22 protein-coding genes and 2 pseudogenes are annotated in these 24,927 nt (G+C 42.0%); 18 read left to right on the forward strand and 6 right to left on the reverse strand.

Features of this window, described 5'->3' with window-relative positions:
- Positions 1 to 93: 93 nt before the first annotated feature.
- Positions 94 to 393, forward strand: coding sequence for a hypothetical protein (locus HWQ40_RS27950; RefSeq protein WP_292784657.1), 300 nt, complete (start codon positions 94 to 96; stop codon positions 391 to 393).
- Positions 390 to 899 carry a PIN domain-containing protein gene (locus HWQ40_RS27955; RefSeq protein ID WP_292784659.1) on the forward strand — a complete coding sequence of 170 codons (510 nt, stop codon included), beginning with the start codon at positions 390 to 392 and terminating at the stop codon, positions 897 to 899. The genes HWQ40_RS27950 and HWQ40_RS27955 overlap by 4 nt, the downstream gene beginning before the upstream one ends.
- A gap of 366 nt (positions 900 to 1,265) precedes the next feature.
- Here the strand turns inward: HWQ40_RS27955 and purH are convergent, their stop codons facing one another.
- A complete protein-coding gene (gene purH, locus HWQ40_RS27960) occupies positions 1,266 to 2,786 on the reverse strand; it encodes a bifunctional phosphoribosylaminoimidazolecarboxamide formyltransferase/IMP cyclohydrolase (protein ID WP_292784661.1) in 1,521 nt (506 codons plus the stop codon).
- Between the two features lie 163 nt (positions 2,787 to 2,949).
- A complete protein-coding gene (locus HWQ40_RS27965; protein WP_292784664.1) occupies positions 2,950 to 3,813 on the reverse strand; it encodes a hypothetical protein in 864 nt (287 codons plus the stop codon).
- A gap of 346 nt (positions 3,814 to 4,159) precedes the next feature.
- Here HWQ40_RS27965 and HWQ40_RS27970 point away from each other — a divergent pair, with 346 nt between their 5' ends.
- Positions 4,160 to 6,046 carry a helicase-related protein gene (locus HWQ40_RS27970; RefSeq protein WP_292784666.1) on the forward strand — a complete coding sequence of 629 codons (1,887 nt, stop codon included), beginning with the start codon at positions 4,160 to 4,162 and terminating at the stop codon, positions 6,044 to 6,046.
- A 360-nt stretch (positions 6,047 to 6,406) separates the two neighbouring features.
- Complete coding sequence (locus tag HWQ40_RS27975) at positions 6,407 to 6,985, forward strand: Uma2 family endonuclease (RefSeq protein WP_292784668.1); 579 nt, start codon at positions 6,407 to 6,409, stop codon at positions 6,983 to 6,985.
- Positions 6,986 to 7,228: 243 nt separating this feature from the next.
- Here the strand turns inward: HWQ40_RS27975 and HWQ40_RS27980 are convergent, their stop codons facing one another.
- Positions 7,229 to 8,533 (reverse strand): MFS transporter, encoded by a 1,305-nt coding sequence (locus tag HWQ40_RS27980; protein ID WP_292784671.1) that lies wholly within the window; start codon positions 8,531 to 8,533, stop codon positions 7,229 to 7,231.
- Between the two features lie 717 nt (positions 8,534 to 9,250).
- On the opposite strand from HWQ40_RS27980, the gene HWQ40_RS27985 reads away from it, so the two are divergent.
- The 4 genes from HWQ40_RS27985 to coaBC all read left to right on the forward strand — a co-directional run bounded on the left by HWQ40_RS27985 (position 9,251) and on the right by coaBC (position 11,798).
- Positions 9,251 to 9,373 (forward strand): hypothetical protein, encoded by a 123-nt coding sequence (locus HWQ40_RS27985; RefSeq protein ID WP_292784674.1) that lies wholly within the window; start codon positions 9,251 to 9,253, stop codon positions 9,371 to 9,373.
- A gap of 137 nt (positions 9,374 to 9,510) precedes the next feature.
- Positions 9,511 to 10,131: an alpha/beta hydrolase gene (locus tag HWQ40_RS27990; protein WP_292784729.1), complete on the forward strand. Its 621-nt coding sequence runs from the start codon at positions 9,511 to 9,513 to the stop codon at positions 10,129 to 10,131.
- Between the two features lie 156 nt (positions 10,132 to 10,287).
- Positions 10,288 to 10,500, forward strand: a complete 213-nt coding sequence (locus tag HWQ40_RS27995; RefSeq protein ID WP_094351471.1) for a DUF2555 domain-containing protein — start codon at positions 10,288 to 10,290, stop codon at positions 10,498 to 10,500.
- An 86-nt stretch (positions 10,501 to 10,586) separates the two neighbouring features.
- Complete coding sequence (coaBC, locus tag HWQ40_RS28000) at positions 10,587 to 11,798, forward strand: bifunctional phosphopantothenoylcysteine decarboxylase/phosphopantothenate--cysteine ligase CoaBC (protein WP_292784677.1); 1,212 nt, start codon at positions 10,587 to 10,589, stop codon at positions 11,796 to 11,798.
- Between the two features lie 174 nt (positions 11,799 to 11,972).
- On the opposite strand, the gene gcvH is transcribed toward coaBC, so the two are convergent.
- Positions 11,973 to 12,557: a glycine cleavage system protein GcvH gene (gene gcvH, locus HWQ40_RS28005; protein ID WP_292784680.1), complete on the reverse strand. Its 585-nt coding sequence runs from the start codon at positions 12,555 to 12,557 to the stop codon at positions 11,973 to 11,975.
- Between the two features lie 86 nt (positions 12,558 to 12,643).
- On the opposite strand from gcvH, the gene HWQ40_RS28010 reads away from it, so the two are divergent.
- Positions 12,644 to 13,414, forward strand: a complete 771-nt coding sequence (locus HWQ40_RS28010) for a biotin/lipoate A/B protein ligase family protein (protein ID WP_292784683.1) — start codon at positions 12,644 to 12,646, stop codon at positions 13,412 to 13,414.
- A gap of 6 nt (positions 13,415 to 13,420) precedes the next feature.
- Here the strand turns inward: HWQ40_RS28010 and HWQ40_RS35760 are convergent, their stop codons facing one another.
- The gene (locus tag HWQ40_RS35760; RefSeq protein ID WP_334983706.1) at positions 13,421 to 13,603 is read right to left on the reverse strand and encodes a hypothetical protein; all 183 of its coding nucleotides are present in this window, start codon (positions 13,601 to 13,603) and stop codon (positions 13,421 to 13,423) included.
- A complete protein-coding gene (locus tag HWQ40_RS35765; RefSeq protein WP_334983707.1) occupies positions 13,603 to 13,731 on the reverse strand; it encodes a hypothetical protein in 129 nt (42 codons plus the stop codon). Before HWQ40_RS35765 ends, HWQ40_RS35760 begins: the two co-directional genes overlap by 1 nt.
- A 170-nt stretch (positions 13,732 to 13,901) precedes the next feature.
- Between HWQ40_RS35765 and HWQ40_RS28020 the strand changes: the two genes are divergently transcribed.
- The 9 genes and pseudogenes from HWQ40_RS28020 to HWQ40_RS28055 all read left to right on the forward strand — a co-directional run bounded on the left by HWQ40_RS28020 (position 13,902) and on the right by HWQ40_RS28055 (position 24,889).
- Positions 13,902 to 14,639 (forward strand): AraC family transcriptional regulator, encoded by a 738-nt coding sequence (locus tag HWQ40_RS28020; RefSeq protein WP_292784686.1) that lies wholly within the window; start codon positions 13,902 to 13,904, stop codon positions 14,637 to 14,639.
- A gap of 287 nt (positions 14,640 to 14,926) precedes the next feature.
- The gene (locus HWQ40_RS28025) at positions 14,927 to 15,334 is read left to right on the forward strand and encodes a hypothetical protein (protein WP_292784689.1); all 408 of its coding nucleotides are present in this window, start codon (positions 14,927 to 14,929) and stop codon (positions 15,332 to 15,334) included.
- Between the two features lie 282 nt (positions 15,335 to 15,616).
- Positions 15,617 to 15,676, forward strand: a pseudogene (locus HWQ40_RS35770) (hypothetical protein); the annotation flags it as partial.
- Between the two features lie 28 nt (positions 15,677 to 15,704).
- Positions 15,705 to 15,980, forward strand: a pseudogene (locus HWQ40_RS28030) (ABC transporter transmembrane domain-containing protein); the annotation flags it as partial.
- Positions 15,981 to 16,566: 586 nt separating this feature from the next.
- Positions 16,567 to 16,935: a beta/gamma crystallin-related protein gene (locus tag HWQ40_RS28035; protein WP_292784692.1), complete on the forward strand. Its 369-nt coding sequence runs from the start codon at positions 16,567 to 16,569 to the stop codon at positions 16,933 to 16,935.
- A gap of 73 nt (positions 16,936 to 17,008) precedes the next feature.
- Positions 17,009 to 17,353, forward strand: coding sequence for a beta/gamma crystallin-related protein (locus tag HWQ40_RS28040; RefSeq protein ID WP_292784695.1), 345 nt, complete (start codon positions 17,009 to 17,011; stop codon positions 17,351 to 17,353).
- A 309-nt stretch (positions 17,354 to 17,662) separates the two neighbouring features.
- On the forward strand, positions 17,663 to 19,879 hold the full coding sequence (locus HWQ40_RS28045; RefSeq protein ID WP_292784698.1) for a peptidase domain-containing ABC transporter: 2,217 nt from the start codon (positions 17,663 to 17,665) through the stop codon (positions 19,877 to 19,879).
- Between the two features lie 6 nt (positions 19,880 to 19,885).
- A complete protein-coding gene (locus tag HWQ40_RS28050; RefSeq protein ID WP_292784701.1) occupies positions 19,886 to 21,268 on the forward strand; it encodes an HlyD family efflux transporter periplasmic adaptor subunit in 1,383 nt (460 codons plus the stop codon).
- Positions 21,269 to 21,385: 117 nt separating this feature from the next.
- Entirely contained in the window at positions 21,386 to 24,889 is a 3,504-nt protein-coding gene (locus tag HWQ40_RS28055) for a filamentous hemagglutinin N-terminal domain-containing protein (RefSeq protein ID WP_292784704.1), read from the forward strand.
- Positions 24,890 to 24,927 lie beyond the last annotated feature (38 nt).

Here is a 24,927-nt window from a genome sequence, read left to right on the forward strand (position 1 = left end):
ATACTTTTAACTGCTTATTTTCCCTAACTCATAAAAAAATGGGCGAACCGGGAGTAATAAATTAGCAAATTATCTTAAGGAGCAACTAAGATTATGATTGATGTCAAAACAGCAGTGAATGCTGCATATCAATACATAAAATCCATACAAGACATGATGGGTTCTTCATTAGGAGATTTGAGACTTGAAGAAGTAGAACTTTCTGAGGATAAAAGCTTTTGGTTGATTACTTTAGGGTTTGATATTCCTAAAAAACCTCCTAAAAGCCGATTGGAAGTCTTAATTCCTCCTTCTGTTGCTTCTACCCCTGTGTTGTATGAACGAGAATACAAACTTTTTAAGGTAAATTCTCAAACTGGCGAAGTAGAAGCAATGAAAATTAGACAAGTATGAAAGATTTGATTGCTTCCCTTGTTCGTCGTTATTCTCAAAAAGGGGTTTTAATTGATACAAATATCCTGCTTCTCTTCTTAATTGGGAGCGTCAATCAAGAACAAATAACTAAATTTAATCGAACTTACCAATTTCTACCAGAAGATTATGAGCTTCTACTAGCATTTATTGCAAGCTTTCAAAAGCTTATAACAACTCCGAATATTCTAACAGAAGTTAATAGCCTCGCAAATCAACTTGGGGAACCGGAACGTTCTCAGTGCTTTGGAATATTTGCTCAATTTGTTAAAAATGTTGCTCTTTTAGATGAATACTACGTAAAGAGTTTAGATGCTGTTAATACTGATAAACTTGTCAAATTCGGACTTACTGACAGTGGAATCCTGACTTTATCTAAAGGTAAGTATCTTGTACTAACTGATGACTTCAAGCTAGCAAGTTATCTTCAGAGTGTAGAAGTTGACGTGATTAACTTTAACAATATTCGTGTCTTTAACTGGAAGTAAAAATATGAAATTATTTTGGAAGCGTTAATTTCTATAATTTCTATACACAAATTAAAAAATGCCTGGGAGTGTTGCCGTGTTTCCACCCCAGACATTTTTTATTCTTAACTTGCTCCTCACACACAAATATACATTATCACTACTTCTATCAAATGGCAAGTATATTGAGTGACATTTTCAAAATTCCACAAGCAATCCAACTTCTGACAAATTAAAAAGCGCCTGGGAGTGTTGCCGTGTTTCCACCCCAAACGCTTTTTATTTTTAACTTGCTCCTCACACACGACTTTAATATATCACCGCTTCTATCAAAGGGCAAGTAAATTATGTGACACTTTCAAAACTGCACACCTTACAACCAATTATTTAGTGTAAAAAGTGACGTACACCAGTTAGGACCATCAGCAAACCGAGTTCGTTAGCAGCTTTTATTGAATCTTTATCGCGCAAACTTCCTCCTGGTTGGACAATGGCTATAATTCCTGCGGCTGCAGCTGTTCTGACTGAATCATCAAAGGGGAAGAATCCATCGCTGGCGAGAGTTGCACCTTTGGCTTTTTCTTGAGCTTGTTCTAGAGCTATTTTAACTGAGCCGACGCGATTCATTTGACCAGCACCTACTCCTAGTGTAGTGCGATCGCCTGTCACAACAATGGCATTAGATTTAACGTGTTTGCAAACTTTCCACGCAAACAGCAATTCGGCTAATTCGCTGTCGGTGGGTTGACGTTCGGTGACAACTTGCCATTGACTGGTATCAGCAATGATGTCATCGCTAGTTTGGACGAGAAAACCACCTGCGATCGCTTTCACTGTATCCTTAGGGCCGCTGCTCAAATCTGCTAAAGTCAAAACCCGCACGTTAGATTTTTTGGCAAGAATTTCTTGAGCTTCCGCATGACAACTTGGTGCAACCACACATTCTAAAAATGTTTTAGTTAACTCGCTAGCCGTAGCCGCATCTATCGGACGATTGAGTGCGACAATCCCACCAAAGGCAGAAGTAGAATCAGCGTTAAAAGCTTTTTGATACGCTTCTGAAATAGTACTTCCCAGCGCCGTACCACAGGGATTTGTATGTTTGATAATCGTTGCTGCTGGAGTATCAGTGAACTCAGCAATAATTCGGCGTGCAGCTTCTAAATCAACTAAGTTATTGTAACTAAGTTCTTTACCTTGGAGTTTTGTTGCGGCTGTCCATCCTGTTGGGGTAGTACCAGTTTGATACCAAGTGGCGGGTTGATGGGGATTCTCGCCGTAACGCAGAGATTGCAATTGTGTGCCGCGAAGGGTGTACTGCTGTGCTTGGGCGAGGTAAGATGCGATCGCTTGATCATAACTAGCAGTGTGCGAAAATCCTTTTAATGCCGCCTTTTGCCGAAACTCTAGGGATGCAACGCCGTTATTTTGGCGCAATTCCTGCAAATACTCGTCATACTGTGCTGGATCGCATAATACAGCGAGATGAGCGAAGTTTTTCGATGATGCCCGTAACATAGCAGGACCACCAATATCAATCTGTTCAACGGCTTCAGCTAATGTTACCCCTGGTTTAGCAATAGTTTCCTCGAAAGGATATAGATTCACCACTACTAAATCAATCGGGCGAATTTGGTTATTTTCTAAATCTGTAATATCTTCGGGAACGTCTCGCCGCGCCAAAATTCCACCGTGAATCCGGGGATGTAGCGTTTTGACTCGACCACCTAAAATTTCTGGAGAACCTGTGTAATCTGCAACCTTTGTAACTGGGAGACCTGCATCTTTGAGTGCTTGGGCTGTTCCCCCACTGCTGATTAAATCAAAGTCAAATTCTTCAACCAAGCTACGGGCTAGGTCAATTAAACCAGTTTTGTTAGATACACTCAGCAGGGCTAGACGCACCATTGATCAATTCCTTAAAAGTAGGCCATAAGCGAAGGATCTCAAGTTTTACATAAGCCTTGATTAACTTCAAGACCATTAGGAATGATAATGTTAATAATTATCTGGTCATCACCTTTTTCAATTAAGATTACTACGGATGGCAGGCATTGTCGCAGGGAAACATCTATTCTTCATCTTCTTCTTGCTCTTGCATAATATCTAATTGACTCGTGTAATTAATATATTCTTCATGATATTCGCGCTGCTCTAGTAGCCTTTCAACTCCATCAATATTAATCCTTTGTAAAATCTCTCTTGCAGCTTTCATACCTTTTTTATTCATTATCAGGCTTTTTTTATTTGACGAAAATTCTAATAATGTTTTTGTAATTAAATCGTTAATTATATCAAAATAAAATCCATTCCAACAGCTAATACCAGTGAAATTTTCTTGAGATTTTTCACGACTATTATTAAGGTAGCGATTGTGTTGATCTACACTTGAAAGGTAGATAATCATTAGATATAAATCTTTCATTACTGTGTAGTGTTCAATAAAGATACTTAACTGTTCTTCCCTTGTTTCAAATTGATCTACAAAACTACAAGCTCGACTGTAGGCGTCTCCTTTATTATTACAAAACCAGATGTTTTGTAGTAAGTCTGGTTCTTTAGTGCATTCTGCTAAAAAGTTTTTGCCAAATGTTATATCTGATTCTGGAAGTTTCAAAACAGTAATTTTCCATCCTTTCCTATTTTTACTGTGAATTTCTTTTTTATTTGCTAGTAATCTTTGTTTTTCTGCTTGCTCTTTTATTTTTGCTTCTAACAATTTTTGTTCACGTTCTGCTTGCTCTCTAGCCTGTTTGATTTCATAGGCATTATCAGGAACATTCAGCTTTCTATTAACCTCTTGCCAGAATTCACTATCTTTCGCATATATACCTTTTTCAGTCAAGTTATCAATAAATTCTTGACCACAGACTTGAATAGCATTTTTTTTCAAGGCTGGTAAGTTAGTGAATGCTTTAAAATTTGTTTTATCCATTTTCGTTTTATAGAAAAATTAAAATTTACATTAATTCACTCTGTAAATTTATATTATGTAATGTGATGAAAATCAATTAATTTTTTCATCTATCTTTTCAAAACTATACATGATTGTGGAAACTAAGTTGTTTGTGCAAGAATTTTTCAAAAAATATTATAAGTATAAAATTTCCCTATCTTGACAGATATGACACATCTAAGTTAATAAAAGAAATGAATCCATCTGCCCAAACTGTGAAGTTAAAGCAGATGAAGCGGTCATAAGACTGAAAATTAAGGAAAAAATATGTCTCCACAAGAAACTGGCGTCAGCATTTGCCGCCAAAATTCCTACTATTATCGTCATGGTAGATGAACTGGCGGGCGATGGTGCAGGAGCGCCCTTTGTCCATAAGTTAGCAGAATGGTTGCACCAGCAGTTTCTTAATCCATTTGAAACAACGCCGTCTCCGTTTAGGATTGTTCTGATTGTTGCCGATGCCTCACTGAGCAATGAGGTTGTGTTGAATAGTTTTTTAAGTTCAGGCGATCGCGCCCCTGACAAGGTGCTAATTAGTCAAAGTCAAGGTGAAGCACCATTTCGGGTGACAGGCACTTATAGCAAAGTAGGCCCCAGAAAGCACCCAACGCTCCACGTCATGACAAATAGTTACCCCGCCAAGAAACTCGATATTGACTATAGTATTAGGCTGTCTCCCGTTACACCAGGATTAACCAGTGATCGCACAAAACAGACAATTCGACAAGCAATTCGAGAGCAATTAGAAGACCAGTTGCTAATGAATGCCTACTTGGAAATCGAACATGGATTACAACAGGGAGCAAAGCAGCTAATTTTTTTTGCTCAGGACAAAGCTTTCTTACGTCACTTGCAGGAGAAATTGACCAGTGGTAAAGATGCTCTGGTAAACAAGGGACAGGTAGCAGTTTTGGATCAAAGCGTACCAGCTAATAAGCGATTGGAATTAGTAAAAGAACCACGACGCGATCAAATCCGAGTTTTCTTGATGACTTCTTCAGGAGCAAGAGGTGTTTCTTTCCCAAAAACAGATTGGATTATTGCAGCAATTCCCCGATTTAATATTGAAACCGCTTTAATGGAAGTCGCGCAATTAATTTACCGGGGTCGAGGAATGTATACAGATCCACAAACCGGAATGGAAGTTTATGGAGATTACAAAGATAGACGCTTAGTCATGCTAATCAATGATTTCATCATTGAAGGAGAAGACATTGACCACAAACGATTATGGTTGCGTCAGTCAAGCGATTTATTAACTTTGCTGGTAATGCTGCGCTCTACAATTCACACTCGTATTAAAGGAGATGCTGGACTCAAGTACAAGCGAATTGCATTTGTCCCAGTGGGTTTAATTGGAGATGAGGAATTGTTGAGATTAATGTCTGATGAGGTCTTAGATTTCCTCCATGAAACCAAAGTTTTTATCCGCGATCATCACTCTCAAGAAGCAAAAGCTATTGCGAGCAAAGCAGCCAAATTAACAGAACAAATTTTTAAGCACTTGAATTTGACAGGACAAGCATCAGATCGGAATGCCAAATCGTATGTGAATTACCAAACCCTAGAAGGGTTAGTGAAAACTGTTTCTAGAATGTCGAGTCGGTTATTGCCATCTTTAGATAACCACGAGCTACAAATACCAGATGGATTAACTTGTATCGGCCCTTTCTGGATAGAAGATTGGAGCGATCGCCAAACTGAAGAAAGATTTAGCTTTGAGGGATGGAAATCTTATATTCAACAAAATAGCAGTAATCTTTTAGCACTACTACAACGAATTTACGAAGATAACAAGTTTCCACCAAAGCTCAAACGTCCAGCGAAGGAACTTTATAGGCTATTGATTCGGAAACAGGAGGAATCTGTTCTTGAATATTCAACACTTCAAGCGTTGAAAACTCAAAATATAATTGTTGGCTTACCTCTAGACTATCCGCACTTCTGGAATGAACACTCAGAAGACGACATTCGCCAACAGGAATTAGAAGACCCCCTAACTTGGAGAAATGCTTTAGGACGCTCCCTAAACCCTCAAGGCTTGGTTATACCTGTAGTGGCGCAGTATCGAGAATTTCCTTGGGTAGCTGTGGCAGGTCGACGAATTTATACACAATTAGAAACAATTTTTGACGATCGCTACTTTATGGCATCCAGTGAATTAAATCTTCTCAATACCATCTTGCTTGAAGATGAAGCAGAGAACAAATAGTTAATGTAAGCTTAGGAACTACTTAGCGCAAAGTCCAATTATTCAACCAGGCTACTGGCGAGGTCAATTAAACCAGTTTTATTAGATACACTCAGCAGGGCTAGACGCGCCATCGATCAATTCCTTAAAAGTAGGCCAGAAGAGAAGGATCTCAAGTTTTACATAAGCCTTGGTTCACTTTAAGACCGTGATAAATAATATTGACTTGTGTAATTTATATGCTTACATCCCCCAGAGTCAGCTTTGATACAACTATCAATTACTATCGAAAATGCTAGAAATAACGATTAAGTCGGCTTAGTCTCTAATATTGGCGATCGCCTAAACTAAAAGTAAGCATCTTTTACGCACATAACCCCTATGGTTCAGTCTTCTAATCAACCCCTAACCCTAGAAGAATTTCTCGCACTTCCTGAAGGAGACATTACATACGAGTTTGTTAACGGTCAAGCTGTACCCAAATATAAAGATAATGAAATGTCACCAAAATTTTTTCATGGCTCAACTATTGGTGCTTTATTTATATTATTGTCTGCATGGGCACAAGTAAAAGGTCGAGTTGTGATTGAATGGGCAATTAAACTAACACGAAATCAACAAGATTGGATGCCTGTAGCCGATCTGACCTATATTTCTCATAACCGTCTTCCTGCTGATTGGCTATTAGACGAAGCTTGTCCTGTCGCACCTGAATTAGTCATCGAAATCATTTCACCTGGTCAAACTTTTGGTGAAATTGCCGAAAAAGCGACTGATTATCTGAAAGCTGGCGTTTCTCGTGTTTGGGTGGTTGATACAAAAGCTAGAACTGTAACTATATTTGCGCCATCTTCTTTACCAATTACTTATCGATCTCATCAAATAATTACTGATAATTTACTACCAGAATTGGAAATTACCCCTCACGCAATCTTTCAACAAGCTGGATTAAATACCTAAAATTTTATTAGTAATCATAATCAGCTAAAGTCTTGCCAATGAAAAGACAATTTATAATTTGAATCGAATAGCACTAAAATCCTAAGCTGAAGGTATTTAAAATTTTGTCCCTTACTTATAGAAATCGCCCTTAAAAAATTTAGTTTAAGGTTTAATCTGATTGCTGCTCTCTACAATTACAAACTTTACCTCCCCAAAATTAAATCTTCCTGAGCAACCTTTGCAAGAGGTCTATTGGATTGTTCAGCTTCGCAGAGTATCTAGTCGCTCTAGAGAAGAGTCATGAGGCACTAACAGAGTGAGAATTCCACCAACTAGTAATGTTGCTGCCATTAAAAGCAACCCTCCAGTAAAACTATTAGTGGCATCCTTAACTAAGCCGATAATATAGGGAGCAACAAATCCTCCCAAATTGCCCACAGAGTTAATCAAAGCTAAGGAGCCAGCAGCAGCAGTACCGCTTAAAAAGGCGGTGGGTAAAGCCCAAAATGGCCCTAAAGCTCCCCAAATTCCTAATGCTGCCAACGAAAGAGATGCTAGAGCAGTCACAGGCTGATGAAAGTAAGCACTAAGAACTAATCCAAATGCCCCAATAAAAGCACAGATAGCAACATGAGCGCGGCGTTCTCTAGTTTGGTCTGAGTGGCTACTAATAAAGACCATTCCCAGCGCACCTACTAAATAGGGAATAGCTGAGGTAAATCCTACCCACAAGTCGCTTAATCCAGAAAAACTTTTAATAATTTGTGGCAGCCAGAAACTAATACCATAAAGACCAATTACTAACGTGAAATAAATCAGGCTCAGTAACCAAACTTTAGGATTGACAAGAGCTTGGAGTAAAGTGTAATTGTTGTGGCTAGTTTTGTGTTCGTCTTCTAGCCGTAATCTCTCCTGGAGCCAGAAACGTTCCTCTACTTCCAACCATTGAGCTTGCTCTGGACGTTCGCATAGATAACTCAGCACCACAAAACCCATAACGATGGCGGGTAAACCCTCTACTAAAAATAACCACTGCCAACCCGTTAATCCCGCAATTCCATGTAGAGTCAGTAGCAGACCAGAAAGGGGCGCTCCTACAACCCCAGCTATCGCAGTTGCTGCCATAAATGAAGCTATGGTTTTAGCGCGTTGAATTGTGGGAAACCAATATGTGAGGTAAAGAATAATCCCAGGGAAAAAACCAGCTTCTGCAATTCCCAAGAAAAAACGCAACAAGTAAAAGCTCAAAGGGCTTTTGACAAACATCATCCCGACGGCAATTACTCCCCAAGTGATGACAATCCGGGCAATCCAAACCCTAGCACCAATTCTTTCTAAGATCAGGTTACTAGGAATTTCAAACAAAAAGTAGCCCAGAAAAAAGATCCCCGATCCGAAACCGTAAACTGTGGAACTAAAGCCCAAATCCTGATTCATTTGCAAGGCTGCAAACCCGACATTAACCCGATCTAAATAAGCAATGACATAAAGCACAAACAATAAGGGAATCAGCCGCCGACTTACCTTGTTTAATACCTTTTGTTGGAACGTTTTATCTGAGGTCATCTTAGTTGTCCGATATTATCCCTTGCGGTTGCTGTTGTTCAAATTTAAGTAATCGCCTTTGAGCAAAGTAGGGTTATGGCTATATTAATTACTCTACTTCTAAATACAGATTACAGCATCAGATGAAGCTCACTTGCATTTATATTTTGGGTAAATCTAAAGACTGGTGGGCATTTTCACGCTAGAGCGCAACGAAGAATGTTGGGACATTTTATTATCAGGATAAACCTTAGTAAAGACCAAATACCAGAGATTAGCCCTAGTAATGAGATATCCCCTAGTAAAATGCGACGGTACAAGGGATTTTTCTAGTAACTTCACAGAAACTTACTCTTGAAAGAGAATCCCGTTTTCCAGCTTTGGCAATCTCACAAAAATGCAGATGTCTCCCAGAAACTAGTGAAAGCATTCAAAATAACAGATCCCAATCACAAAGAATGAATGGAAACAATGCTGCGTCACCTGCTGGTACTCGGCTATGGTTTAGGTTAGACAGCAATGCGTGAGTGTCTCAACCACAGTCAAATTAGACAACCTAAACTAGAAGCAATTTGGTGTCCGTTGACACTGCCAGGTCAGCAAATGCAACGAAATAAAGAATTTGACTTTTGACTTCTGACTTTTGACTTCCGCCTTGCGGTACTAGGACGTTCTCTAACTTCTCAAGGCTTAATCATACCTGTAGTACCTCACTATCGAACGATTCCCTGGATAGCTGTGGCAGGTAGACGGATTTTTACAGAATTAGAAACAGTTTTTAGCGATCGCTACTTTATGGCATCTAGTGAATTGAATCTTCTGAATACCATTCTGCTTGAAGATGAAGCAGTGAACAAATAGTTAATGTACGCTTCGGAATTACTTAGTGATGTCTATGATAATCGCATTCTTTGAGCAAGCTGCAAATGCCGCTAAATACTAAGTCTCCTTGAAGAGATAGGATCTATGTACAAAAGTAGAATTTTAGGAGTAAACCTCTGTCTTTACAAGCTATTACCGTTCCCACAGCAACTTCTCAACCCCCAGCAGGCTTAATTGTCACTTTGCATGGTTGGGGTGCTAATGCTGAAGATGTAGCATCTTTGTTACCCTTGCTCAACTTACCCAATTACCAGTTTGTATTGCCTAATGCACCTTATCCTTATCCCTATTCCCCTATAGGGAGGGCATGGTATGACCTAACGGTAGAGAATATGTATCAAGGGTTGCCAGAAAGTCGGCAACTGCTAACAGATTTCTTGGAATCTTTAGAAAGTACCACTGGCATACCTTTGTCGCGTACTATTTTGAGTGGATTTTCTCAAGGCGGAGCAATGACTTTAGATGTTGGCTCAAAATTGCCCCTAGCAGGTTTAGTTGTCATGAGCGGGTATTTACATCCTGATGCACTAACGGCAGCTAAAAGTGGGATTCCACCGACTTTAATCACTCACGGTAGATATGATGAAGTTGTGCCCCTGCAAGCTGCTTTGAAAGCACGAGAAACTCTAAAGTCTCTAGGAGTGGTGGTAGAATACCACGAATTTGATATGGGGCATGAAATAGATCCAAAAACGTTAGAGGTGCTACGAAATTTCGTTGTAAATACAATTGCTTAGTCAGGATTACGAATTTTTTATAAATTCTGGTACAAATTCTGACAATTTTCACGAACTTAATGACCTCTAATGAGTAATATATATTGGGTAGGCTGCGAAAGAGCGCAACTTAACCCATGCTGAAGGCGAGTGCTGCATAAGGGAGGGGCAAGTATTATGACAACTCTAAGCATTTCCCAAAAAGAAATTGCTGCCATGAGTGCAGTAGAAGTAGAAGAACTAGCTACACGTCTGGAACTGGATAATTATAGTAATGCTTTTGAGGGTTTAAATGATTGGCATCTATTGCGAGCGATCGCATTTCAGCGTCCAGAGTTAGTTGAACCCTATATCTACCTCTTAGACTTGGAACCCTACGATGAAGCTTAGTTGAGAGTTAGGAGTTACGAGTTAAGAATTAGGATTTATAACTATTTAGTACTAATTTTTGAACGACTCACTCCTAACTTTTTACCATGACTAATCCAAAATTGAACAGGGTTCTCATTGGTGTAGGTGGCGGTATCGCCGCCTACAAAATCTGTGAGCTGGTTTCGACGCTGTTTAAAACCGGGATGGAAGTCCGAGTCATCCTCACTGGTTCGGCGCAAGAATTTATCACGCCTCTGACAATAGCCACTCTATCTCGTCATCCCGCCTACACAGATGATGATTTCTGGCAACCAACTCACTTTCGTCCGTTGCATATTGAGTTGGGTGAATGGGCAGATATTATGGTAATTGCCCCTTTGACAGCTAATACATTAGCAAAGTTAGCCTACGGAATGGCGGATAATTTACTCACAAATACCGTGCTGGCTTCTACTTGTCCCGTGCTGTTAGCACCCGCAATGAATACAGATATGTGGGAACAGCGATCGGTACAGCGGAATTGGCAACAGTTATTGACAGATAGTCGATATCATGGAATGAGTACAGCATCAGGGTTATTAGCGTGCGATCGCATCGGTGCTGGTAGATTAGCAGAACCTCCAGAAATTTTGGCTCACATCCAATCGTTGTTACACACTCAAGGCAAACGAGATTTAGCAGGTAAACGAGTCTTAATTAGCGCTGGAGGAACGCGAGAATATCTTGACCCAGTGAGGTTTATTGGCAATCCTTCCACAGGTAAAATGGGATTAGCTTTAGCACAAGCCGCATTTCACCGAGGGGCAAGTGTCACCTTGGTACATGGCCCAGCTAATTGGGATGTACCATTGGGAGTGCAAGCAATTCCCGTTGTTAGTGCAGACGAAATGCAGCACGTCATGGTGGAATGTTTACCCAACGCTGATGTAATTGTGATGTCAGCAGCCGTGGCCGATGTGAAGCCACGAGATTATAGTACAAAGAAATTGCCCAAGCGATCGCTCCCCCAAGCTTTACCTTTAGAAGCAGTACCGGATATAGTTGCCCAGTTAGCACAACATAAACAGCCGCATCAAATATTAATTGGTTTTGCAGCACAAACTGGTGATATTATCAATCCGGCGTTAGAAAAATTACAGAATAAAAAACTTGATGCTATTGTTGCCAATCCTATCGATCAACCTGATAGTGGTTTTGGTAGCGATAATAATCAAGCGATATTTTTAAATAGTCAAGGACATCAGGTAGAAATTGCACCTTGTTCTAAATTAGAAATGGCGCATCAATTATTTGATTTTGTCATTACCGAATTTTAGATTTTAAATTTTGCAGAAACTAGGGGCAATTGATGAATTGCCCCTACGTGAAAATTAGGATTTCGGCTATTGTTTGCGTAAGTCCTGGAAGATTCAAAATCTAAAATTGAACACAGTTTTACCTTCAATAAAGTAGTAACCTTAGCTTGTAACTAGAGAGTTAGCCCTAGACTTCTAGGAGTTTTCTTCTTCTTTTATGTACTCACTGTATTTCTGGTCAGAGAGTAAGGCATTAAGCGCAGAGGAATCGCTAAACTTGATTTTTACCAACCAACCATCGCCATAGGAATCATTATTGACTGCTTCGGGGTCATCAGCAACTGCCTGGTTGACCTCTACAACCTCTCCTTTTAGAGGAGCATAGAACTCTGCTACTGCTTTAACCGATTCGATACTACCAATTGGATCGTTCTGGTCGAAAACGTCGCCAACTTTTGGCAATTCTACGAATACAACCTCACCAAGCTGCCTCTGTGCAAAATCAGTAACGCCTAGTGTAGCAATGTTGCCTTCAACCCGAACCCATTCGTGATCCTTGGTATATTTCAGGTTGCTAGGAATGCTTGCCAAGGCTAGTTGAAGAATGCCAGTTAGCCAAGACTGATTGCTTTGTGCGTGGTTAGTCTGTACAGGTAGCGCCTGAGCGATCGCTTCACTCGCGGCTGGCCAGAATAAGTTGGTAACAAATAAAGCCATAGCCAGTACCAGAGCGATCGCGGAACGGATCGCATACTGAAATATCGTTTTGATGAAATTCATAAACAGATTTTTCCTGATAATCTGAAACAAAAATATTATTAAATACTGATATTAGGATGTCAATATATTTCCACAGTCCGAAACAGATGAAACAACTAGCAACCGAATCACCATCCACGTGGCGTTTCGTCCCAATGCTTCAGACATCAGGAGCAGTGCAAATGGCGATCGATGCTTGGTTGTTCCACCAATGCGAAAACGGGCAACATCCGCCTACCTTGCGTTTTTATACCTGGTACCCCTATGCTCTCTCCTTGGGACATCTGCAAAAACAATGGCCTGCCGAATGGCATAATCTGATCTACCAGGGACAGCCACTCGATCTAATTCGTCGTCCAACGGGAGGTCGAGCTGTTCTCCACCAAGGAGATTTAAGCTACGCCCTGATTACCTCAGCTAGTACTGGAAAAAGCTGGGGTACTTATGAAAACATCTGTAACTTTTTAATCCAAGGCTGGCAAAAGTTCGGTATTGAGTTAAGTTATGGTTCTGCTGGACGGGGTTACATTCATAATCCCAGTTGCTTCAACACAGCAACAGCGGCTGACTTGGTAACAGCCGATAGAAGTAAATTTATTGGTAGCGCCCAACGCAAGGGAAGAGATACCATTCTTCAACACGGCTCGATGATTTTGTCTACAGACAAAGGTTTATTTCAGGAAATCTTTGAACAATCGCCTCCGTGGAATACCTCACTTTGCAACACACACCAAGAGGATGGCTGGATTGCAAAGATTGTGGATACATTGACAGAAACGGCAAAACAGTACTTTGGCATAGAACTAGTTACCCAACCATTCACCGATCTCGAATGGCAAGATATCCTCAAAATGCGATCGCTGTATGAAGTGCGTTAGCGTAGCTCACCGTAGGTATCGCCTATTCCAAAACTTTAGTACTTTAATTCCCAATTCTTTTGCCAAATGCTTGCTTAACCATTGTGCTGTCCAGCGTTCAAATGAATAGCCAACAAGGCGCGGACTATGGCTTACCAATTCTTTCAAGCGAATGAGGTATTGCTCATTCACAGTTTTAGTCCGTCCCATCAAGCGATCGCCCCATTTTTGAGCCTGTCCTGTTTGTGCGATCGTAATCCAGTAGCGTGCAATCTCTTGAGAACACCACAGAGTCTTGGAGATTGTACCCGAATGCTGACTATGAGGGTTTTGCTCAAACCTATAGACCTGATAAGGTTTTGATATCTACCACACCTGGAAAGTATGTAACCCACCTTTGCCATTAGTTTTGTGAAGTAATTTTACAAAAACTAATGCCTTGCGTAAAACACAGACATAACTCTCCGAGTAATAGCTAGCAACTCAAAATAATAAGTTTTGTGGAAGTATGGTTTCTAGCAACGGGATTTTAGAACAACGGAATTTTCTTCAAGTCACACTGCCGCATATCTGGGATCGTGATCTGAGCGATGTCTACGATGAGCTTTGCTTACGCCAGCAGAGTTTCTTAGCCTTACAGAGAAGCAATACAGCGTTAGAGTCAAAAGTGCAAGAGCTTTTAGCTGAATTAAGTACTGCTAAAGAGCAATTTTGTCGTGAGAAAGCTTCCTATCAGCAGACACAAACAGAATTACAAAATTCCCTTTCTTTGCTTCAGGCAACTTTAGATTCCACAGAAGAATTATTGGAAGCGATCGCTCCTGGACTGGAAAAACACGTTGCCTCAAAGCAGTGGGATTTGGCTAAATATCAGCGGATATCAGAACCACAGCGGCTCTTTCCTACTTGCCCTCAACTAAAGAAAGTTTTTGATTATATCGAAGCTAATTATCATCAATCGATTGGTTTAAGTGACGTAGCTGTTGCAGTTGGTTATTCCGCAGCTTATTTAACCAATCTAGTGCGACGCAAAACGGGAAAAACAGTAAATGATTGGATCTTTGAACGCCGTATGCTAGCTGCGCGTGCCTTGCTTCTGGAAACCAACCAGCCAGTTAATCAGATTGCTTGTGCAATAGGCTATCAGTATGAAGGATATTTCTTTCGTCAATTTCGCCAGTTTCATGGGACTACACCTCAAGCTTGGCGTAATACTCAGCGTTCTAATGTTAGTGTCAATTACTAGTAACATAATTAATAGTTTTAACAACAAAATGTGCATTGTCCCGGAAATTTTTATTTCCTACACTACTAAATATAGGAACGCAACTTGATTCTTGAAAGCAGATTAAGACTAAAAGCTTTATCCAACAATGCTCATATCTTGGAAAGCTTTCAGTAATCAAACCTGATTCCTATTAATACAAGGTTACTTTTACAAAAGGTAGCTTGTAAAAGGTTGATCTCAAGTGCTTTGCACTATTTGCTTGAGAAATTATTGCAGAACAATTCACACTTAATTAGGAAAAAAAGATGAAAGTCAATCAGCAGGAACAACTCTTAACTGAATTAGACTCTGTGTTGGAAGAAATTTCCGATGACAATTCTGCTTCTCTAACAGGAGGAGCCAGATCAACCTTCTCAGGAACAATTCCTGCCTTCGGATCAAGGACATTTTCAAAGATATATACTACCACTAGTCAATTCAATGACATTTCAATTCGATTGAATCAGAATATCAATGAATTCATAAAAGTTAAAGCCGTGCGTGCCGATAACCTACGTGATATAAGTAGTTTCGTAAGGTCGATTCCTCCAAACTCGGCAGGAAAGCTGATCACTGTTGCAGCAAACGTGCGCGATGGAGTCGCCTTCAGGCTCAACTTTTCAATTGACGGGTTTAATATCGCCAAAAACGTATCAGGGCCGATCACCTATTAGCAGGATGGTTTTAGCTTTTCGCCGTTAGTCTCGTCTGACTTCTGGATTGAGGAATTTAGTTAGAGCGATCATTTCTACTACTCATTTTTAAGTTCGATTAGGCGATCAGGTTGTATTGCAAAAAAATTTTTCAACACTATTTGTAGTAATACTACAGTTTGTAATTTAATTACATGTAGGGTTTTTAAAAATTTTTGCAACACAATCTTTAATACACTGAAAACCAGATCCGGTCAGGGCGAAAGCCCCGACCGATCTTTCTCTGCTGCATAAATCTTGAAGATGAAATACCAGATTGTTCTACAACACAGTGAAGAAGACTGCGGTGCTGCTTGCATTGCCACGGTTGCTAAACACCACGGACACACCCTCACTAATTGGTCACTTTGGTCAACGACTGCAATTAGGACTGATTCTAGAATACGGACGACAACTGTTGCGTTTGCCCCTCTCGTACTTTGAAGGACGGCGCAGTGGGGAAGTAGTCAGCCGGATTGCCGATGTGAATCACATCAATGAGCTAGTTTCCCAAATTGTCCTCGGTTTACCCAGCCAATTTTTTATCGCCTTGGTTTCCTTGGGCTTCATGCTCTTTTACAGTTGGGGGCTGACTTTGGCTTCTCTGGCTGCCTTTATTATTGTCACCCTCGTCAATTAGAATAAGATATAGTGTGAAATCCTTGCTAATTCATTGTTTCACGATTTAACGGGAAAAGTCAGGTTCGCCTTTCTTGTCAAGAAAAGCAGATATAAGATATTTGTTGTTGATTATTTTGAAAAATATCAGAAGCATTCCATTTTAATAATTAACAACAAATATAGATTTCTAAAATATTTATTAATAATTAAGCTTGGACTAATACTCAGCGTTTTAATGTTAGTGTCAATCATTAGCAATATAATTAATAGTTTTAACAACAAAATGTGCATTGCCCCTAAAATTTTTATTTCCTACACTACTAAATATAGGAATGCAACTTGATTTTTCAAAGCAGACTAAGACTAAAAACTTTATCCGACAATGCTCATATCTTGGAAACCTTTCAGTAATCAAACCGGATTCCTATTAATACAGCTTAATTTTCAAAAAAAGTAGCTTGTAAAAGGTCGATATTAAGATGCTTTAGCCATCTTATCGGCAATATACAACAGAACAAATGACACTCTATTAAGAGTGAAAAGATGAAAGACGATCAACAGCAGAACAATTGTAATTTGCAAAGAGAAAGAAGATGAAAGAAATTCAGAATGAACAACTGTTTCAGGAACTCGACAATGAGGTTGCTGCTACCTGTAGCGGAGGTATTGCATATTTATACCAGAATGATTTTCTTAATCAAGGAGATCCAGGGCGAAGGCTGAAGTTTTCTGAAGGTACTGACGACCTGCGCATTTACAATTTCAACGACCAAACCTCATCTATTTTTATTGCAGGGAATGAATCATGGGTGTTTTATCAAGACATAAACAAGAGAGGTCGTGCTGTAACACTTACACCGGGAAGTTATTATTTAGCTGACTTACAACGAAGAGGGATTCTAAACGACTCGATTAGTTCTCTCAGACGCAGCGATATTCCTGCGTCCAGACGCCTCGTTTAGTTTTCTCAGACGCATAATTCCTCCCAGAATTCCTTTCTTGCAGAATAATTCATACTTTAATAGGAGAAAAACAATGTTCAATACCAACAAAGCAATTTGTAGTTCTGATCAACAACTATTTACAGAATTAACTCCTGAAGAAGGAGCCGTCATCGAAGGCGGTGCAGACTTAGAACTTTACAATGGCGACAAATTTAGGGGTAAGATAGTGGCTACAAACAAAAGCCTCCGGAATGTAGGTGATACCGCAAATGACCTAACTACTTCAGCTATAGTTAAGCGTGGTACATGGCTGTTATGGACAGGCGCGAATTTCACAGGGACGTCTAGGCGAGTAGGAGTAGGAAAGTATCCAAATCTTTTCTTTGACATAGGCTTGCCTAACGATTCGATCTCATCGGTTCAGCGTATAAAATAATACCGTAGAGAACCGAAACCGTGCAGCACGGCTGTCTTGAGGTCAAGTACTTGGAGTCCCCAGCTATCCTGAAGAACGGATTCCGTAAATTAACCTCGTCGCTGAATCAGTGGGTATCGACGCAATTCATCAAGCGGCTACCAGGCCGAGGTCTTGAATAGGCACACATTCAAAAATCCAAGTTAAAAGCTGAACAGTAGCTCTAATCTGAGCAAACAATACACATGACACCTGTAGGGGCGTAGAACGATCGCTCCTACATGGGATTTTTTATGCTCAAAAACAAAATAAGATAGGTCTTTAAGAAAAATGCGCTACCAAAGTGTACTTCAACACAGCGAAGAAGACTGTGGTGCTGCGTGCCTTGCCACTGTTGCCAAACACTACGGACGCACCTTTGCCATTAGTCGAATGCGGGAAGTAGTTGGTACAGGATCGCGGGGAACCAGCCTGCTGGGTTTGAGGCGGGGTGCAGAAACTCTAGGATTTAATACGCGTCAAGTTAAAGCCTCAGAGCAACTGCTTGACCAATTGCATAAAGCCCCTCTACCCGCCATTATTCACTGGAAAGGCTACCACTGGGTCGTTTTATACGGGCAAAAGGGGAAAAAATATGTAATTGCTGACCCTGGTATAGGTATCCGTTACCTTACCCGCGAGGAGTTGAGCGAAGGGTGGGGCAATGGCATCATGCTGCTGCTAACGCCAGACGACAGCCGCTTTTATCAGCAATCAAATGATAAAATCGGCGGCTTTGGGCGTTATCTGATGCGGGTTTTACCCTATCGCGCTATTCTGATTCAAGCGATCGCAATTAACATCGTCATCGGGCTGCTCTCCCTCGTCTCTCCCTTAATGATGCAATTGCTTACTGATGACGTGCTAGTGCGGGGAGATACCCAACTGCTAACCGTCGTGGCAATTGGAGCGATCGCAATGAGTCTATTTAGCAGTGCGATCGGTTTGGTACAGTCTCACTTAATTGGTCACTTTGGTCAACGCCTACAATTAGGACTGATTCTAGAATACGGGCGACAACTGTTGCGTTTGCCCCTCTCGTACTTTGAAGGACGGCGCAGTGGGGAAGTAGTCAGCCGGATTGCCGATGTGAATCACATCAATGAGCTAGTTTCCCAAATTGTCCTCGGTTTACCCAGCCAATTTTTTATCGCCTTGGTTTCCTTGGGCTTCATGCTCTTTTACAGTTGGGGGCTGACTTTAGCTTCTCTGGCTGCCTTTATGATTGTCACCCTCGTCAACCTGCTTTTTCTCCCTGCTTTGCGCCAGAAAACCCGCAACGCGATCGTGTTGGGTACAGAAAACCAAGGCTTTCTCGTTGAAACTTTTCGCGGTGTCCAGGTGCTAAAAACTACTCAAGCCACTCCCCAAGCTTGGCAAGAGTATCAGGCAAATTATGGTCGGCTTGCTAACTTGGGCTGGAGTACGATGAAGCTGGGGCTTTACAGTGGCACAATCACCAGTATTATTTCTACTTTTACTAGTATTGCCTTACTGTGGTTAGGCTCTTACCTGGTAATTAATCGCACTTTAAGTATTGGTCAGTTGCTAGCGTTTAGTGGTATGAGTGGTAACTTTCTCGGCTTTTTGGGTTCAGTCATCGGCTTAGTTGATGAGTTTATCACTGCCCAGATTGTCATCCAACGCCTGACGGAGGTGATTGATGCTACCCCAGAAGACGACAAAGACGAGAAAAAGCCTTGGGCAGAACTTAAAGGCAATGTTGATATTACTTGCACCAACCTTAATTTCCACCACGCAGGTAGAGTTGACTTGCTGCAAGATTTCTCGCTGGTTATCCCTGGCGGTCAAGTCATTGGTCTGATTGGTAAATCCGGTTGTGGTAAAAGCACCCTCGCCAAACTGCTTGCAGGTTTGTATTTCCTCCAATCTGGCAATATCCGTTATGGCATCTATAATCAGCAAGACCTCTCGATGGAATGTCTGCGGCAACAGGTGGTGCTAGTACCTCAAGAACCTCACTTCTGGAGTCGCTCAATTATTGAAAACTTCCGCTTCAGCTATCCTCAAATTGCCTTTGAACAAATTGTGCAAGCTTGCGAGATTGCTGGTGCAGATGAGTTTATTAGTAAACTGCCCGATAAGTATCAAACTGTTTTAGGCGAATTTGGCGCGAATCTTTCTGGTGGACAACGACAAAGATTAGCGATCGCTAGATCTATAGTTACTGACCCGCCGATATTAATTTTAGATGAATCCACTGGCGCTCTCGACCCAGTGAGTGAAGCCAAACTGCTAGATAGACTGCTATCCCATCGGCAAGGCAAAACCACAATTATGATTAGCCATCGCCCCAAAGTCATCGGGCGGGCTGATTGGATTGTACTGCTGGAAGAAGGGCGTTTGAAAATCCAAGGCACTCCAGAGGCTCTGCGCCATCAAGCTGGCGAACACTTAGACTTTTTAGACGGTGTTGACCCATTTACAAGTGGTTTAGTGCCATTCTCCTCTAACTCCAACGGTAAATTAAGCAAAATCAGTAAATAAAACAGTATGATTAGCCATTCCAACTCAGACTACTTGCCCCCAATTCAAGACAACGAGTTTCTCCCGCCACTTGGTCGTTGGACTACTTGGGGCGGAATATTTCTTGTCTGTGCTGTGGGGTTAGGCGTTCCACTTGCCTCTGTTACCAAATATAAAGTGACAGTTAAAGGACAGGCACTCGTCCGCCCTGCTGGTGAATTGCGGCTCGTTCAAGCTGCTACCGAAGGTCAGGTAACGCGGGTCTTTGTTGCAGAGAATCAAGTTGTCAAAAAAGGAGATGTCATTGCCACTATTGACAACTCGAAGCTACAAACCAAAAAGAGCCAACTGCAAAGTAACATTGGGCAAAGTCGTTTACAACTCTTTCAACTCAACGCCCAGATTAATGCCATTAATAGCCAGGTTTTAGCTGAAACTGAGCGCATCAACCGGGTTATTGCTGGTGCTGAATCTGAATTAAGCGGTCGTAGCCGGGACTATCAAGATAAACTTATTACTACCGCTACTGATGTTAAAGAAGCTTCTGCAAATGTCAAAGCCACGGATGCTATTCTGAAAGCAGCCCAGTCAAAGCGAAATCGTTATGAGACTGTAGCCAAAGCCGGAGCCTTGTCTCAAGATCAATTTGAGGAAGCACAACTAGCTGTTCACCAGCAAGAACAAGCTCTCCAGGCAGCTAAAGCCAAATTGCAAAATGTCCAAACTGCCCTTAATCCCAGTAATGCACAAGTAGCGATCGCTTCTCAACGCATTGCCCAAGAAAAAGCTACAGGTCAAGCCAGCATTGCGACTTTAGATAAAGAACGCCTTGCCCTAATCCAGCAACGAATTGAAATCCAAAAACAGCTAGAACGCGACACCCGCGAACTTCAACAAGTAAATATCGACCTCAGCCAAACTGTGATTACAGCCACAGCAGACGGGATCGTTTCTAAATTAAACCTGCGAAACTCTGGTCAAACTGTGCCTGCTGGAGAGGAAATTGCCCAAATTGTCCCCAGTGACGCTCCCTTGGAGATTAAGGCAGCAGTAGCACTTCAGGATAAAAATAAGTTGAAACAAGGTCAAACGGTACAAATGCGGGTTTCTGCCTGTCCTTATCCAGATTATGGTACTCTCAAAGGCAAAGTTAAGACGATTTCCCCGGATGCGATGGCACCTCAAGGGAATGCTGCTAATGCCACTGCCACTACATCTGCCAGCCAAAAGATGGCAGCGGTTGGTAGCTTCTATGGGGTAACTATTGAGCCAGAAAGCCTTTCTCTAGGTAGTGACAAATACCACTGTGCGCTGCAATTGGGAATGGAGGGTACAGTCGATATTATTTCTAGAGAAGAGACTGTGATGCAATTCTTTTTGAGGAAGGCAAGGTTGATTGCAGACTTGTAGAGCGATCGCATTGTAACTATTCGTAATTATTTATCGCAATCCTACCGTGGGTTTTCTATCTATTCTTATAAGAAGGTGTTGTTTACTTGCTGGTTATCTAAGGTTGCAATGTTGAGAATGACGCGATCCAGTCCGCGTTGGTGCTGGAAATTAGCAGTGGTAAGTTGGTTGGTGATGGGTAGTGCGATCGGCGAAGCTGTATTGCAGACATTCGCTTTCTCTTTTAATTGCGCTTTTGCCCAAATTACCCCCGATAGCACTTTACCCAATAATTCTCGTGTTACAACACAAGACAACATCAGAACCATTGAAGGGGGAACCCAAGCTGGAAGCAACTTGTTCCATAGCTTTCAGGAGTTTTCTGTCCCAAGGAGCGGCACTGCTTTCTTTAATAATGCTGCGGATATTCAAAATATCATTAGTCGGGTAACGGGTGGGTCAGTTTCCGATATTGATGGGATAATCCGCACTAATGGAACAGCTAACCTATTTCTAATTAATCCCAATGGAATTGTATTTGGTCAGAATGCTCAATTAAATATTGGTGGTTCCTTTGTTGCGAGTACAGCGAATGCACTGCAATTCGGAAATATAGGATTTTTTAGCGCTACTGATCAAAATATCCCTTCACCATTGTTGACTATTAATCCTTCAGCATTGCTGTTTAATCAGATTAATCAAAACGCAGCGATTCAAAATAACTCAGTTGCACCAGCAAAAACAGCACCGACAGGCTTGTCTACATCTGGTCTACGTGTACCTGATGGTCGGAGTTTGCTGCTAGTCGGCGGTAACATCAGTATGGACAGAGGAGAATTGAATGCTTTTGGTGGGCGAGTGGAGTTAGGAGGATTAAAAGGAGTAGGAACGGTCAGGTTAAATGGTAATGAGAACAATCTGAGTCTGAGTTTTCCTGATGGGGTAACGCGAAGTGATGTATTGCTTACCAATGGCGCGAATGTGAATGTAGCTGGTAGCAATGGTAGTATTGCGATCACTGCTCGGAACATAGAAGTTACGGAAGGCAGTGAACTTCATGGTGGTCTAAAAAGAAATTTGGGATTCCCTGACGTTCAAGCGGGAGATATCGAGCTTCTTGCTCAGGGAGCAATCACGCTCGCAAATGGCTTTATCCGCAATACAGTGGAAGCTGGCTCTGTGGGCAACGGGGGCAATATAAATATCACAGGTGGCTCACTGTTTGTGATTGATGGCGCTCAACTAGATGCCAGTACGTTGCCACAGTCTTCTCTATCAGACCCTATGACACAGGGCAATGCCGGAAGTGTGAATATAAATGTCAGCGATACCGTCTCTTTTGATGGGAAGATTAGCGGAATAAGATTCACTACTGGGGCATTCAGCAGTGTAGGAGAGAGAGATGTAGGAAATAGAGCTGTAGGTAACGGTGGTAACATCAATATCACGACTGGATCGCTCTCGGTAAAAAATGGTGCTGTGCTAGATGCGAGTAATTCTGGAAGTGGGAATGCGGGAAATGTGAATATAAATGCCCGCAATACTGTTTCCTTTGATGGTTCCAGTAACGCATATAGCACTGTGGTATCTGGAGGTAAGGGCAACTCTAGCAGCATTAACATCACAACTGGGTCGCTTTCTGTAACAAATGGCGCTCAGCTACTTACCTATACTAACGGACAGACCGATGCAGGGAGTGTAAATATAAATGCCCGCGATACAGTTTCCTTTGATGGGATAGGTAGCAATGGACTATCCAGTGCAGCATACAGCACTGTGGACGGTTCTCTAGCTGTAGGCAACAGTGGGGGTATCAATATCACGACTGGATCGTTTTCGGTAACGAATGGCGCTGAACTGGTTGTTAGTACTTTTGGACGTGGGATTGCGGGGAGTGTGAATATAAATGCCCGCGATACAGTTTCATTTGATGGGGTGGCCAGTAATGGACGTTCCAGTGCGGCATACAGCACTACGGAATCTACAGCCATGAACAACTCTGGTGACATCAACATCATAGCTGAGTCGCTTTCGGTGACAAATGGCGCTTACCTAACTACCCGCACCTTGGGACGGGGAAATGCGGGCAATGTAAATATAAATGTCCGTGATAGTGTCTCCCTTGATGGGGTGGGTAGTAATGGACTATCTAGTCAGATTAACAATCGGGTAGAAGAAGGAGCTACAGGTCGAGGTGGGAACATTTACATCACAGCGAGGGCAGTTTCTATTACCCAGGGCGCTTTCCTGACGACCAGTACCGACGGAAAGGGGGATGCAGGCAGTATGATTATTAATGCTGGGGATAGTGTTTCCTTTGATGGATTGGGTCGCGATGAATTCCCTGGTGGTGTTTACAGTCGGGTGCTACGCAATGCCAACGGTCAAGGAGGTAGTATCAGTATTACAGCGGGGACGCTTGCTGTGACGAATGGTGCTCAAGTGACTACGAGCACTCGTGACCAAGGGGATGGTGGTAACATCACTCTTCACGCCAATACCTTGCAAGTGTTTCATGGTGGACAAGTTGTTGCCAACACCCTTAGCAGTGGTAAGGCAGGTAATATTACTGTCAATATCGCTGACAGCGTCACCCTTGCGGGTAGCGATCCTAGTTATAATGCTCGGCTTGCTCAATTTGGTCAAGATGTAGTTAGTAGTGCAGGCCCTAACAGTGGGCTGTATTCCAACACATCGGAAAATTCTATTGGTCAAGGGGGAACCATAAAAGTTACTACTAGGCAGATGCTTATTCGCGATGGAGCGCAAGTCGCTGTGAACAGTCAAGGAGCAGGGGGTGCGGGTGAATTGGAAGCCTCGGCTCGCCTTATCCGACTGGATAACCAAGCCAAGCTCACAGCCGAAACTACATCTGGCAAAGGTGGTAATATTACCCTGCAAAACTTGGACTTACTGCTGCTGCGCCGCAACAGTCAGATATCATCCACCGCAGGCACTGAACAGCAGTCTGGTGATGGGGGCAACATCATCATCAATGCCCCCAATGGCTTCATAGTTGCCGGAGGAAGGGAAAATAGTGACATTACCGCCAATGCGTTTAGTGGCAGTGGCGGGAGAGTCACGATTAACGCTGCTAGTATTTTTGGTATGACAGTGCGTACTCGTGAAGACTTGGTGAGGCTGCTAGGAACTAACTTAGACCCTCAACGGTTACTAACAAATGACATCACGGCAATTTCTCAGACAAGTCCTACTTTAAGCGGCACTGTAACACTAAATACACCCGATATTGACCTGAGTCGCGGGTTAGTCAATTTGCCAACCGTACCAGTTGATACCCAAGTAGCACAGACCTGTACTGCGGGTAGCACTGTAGCTAAGAGCAGTTTTACAATCACTGGACGCGGTGGCTTACCGCCTAATCCGGGTGAAGCCCTCAGCGCTGATGCAGTGCAGGTAGATTTGGTGACTCTCAACCCAGAAGTAGGTAAACCCTCTACTCCAGCAGTTTCCACAAATCCCATTAACCCAACACCAGCTCGCATAGTAGAAGCTACTGGTTGGGTAATTGCTGCTAATGGCGATGTAATTCTCACTAGCTCTGCACCCACCGTCACGCCTCATTCTTCGTGGCAGAGGACAGCCGATTGCCGTGTGTTTAATCAACGCCAGGGAGGTTGAGCAACTTACACTGTCTATTTTTAGTAAAAACGCGGTGC

It is taken from the genome of Nostoc sp. NMS9, assembly GCF_017114995.1.
Taxonomy (GTDB): domain Bacteria; phylum Cyanobacteriota; class Cyanobacteriia; order Cyanobacteriales; family Nostocaceae; genus Nostoc.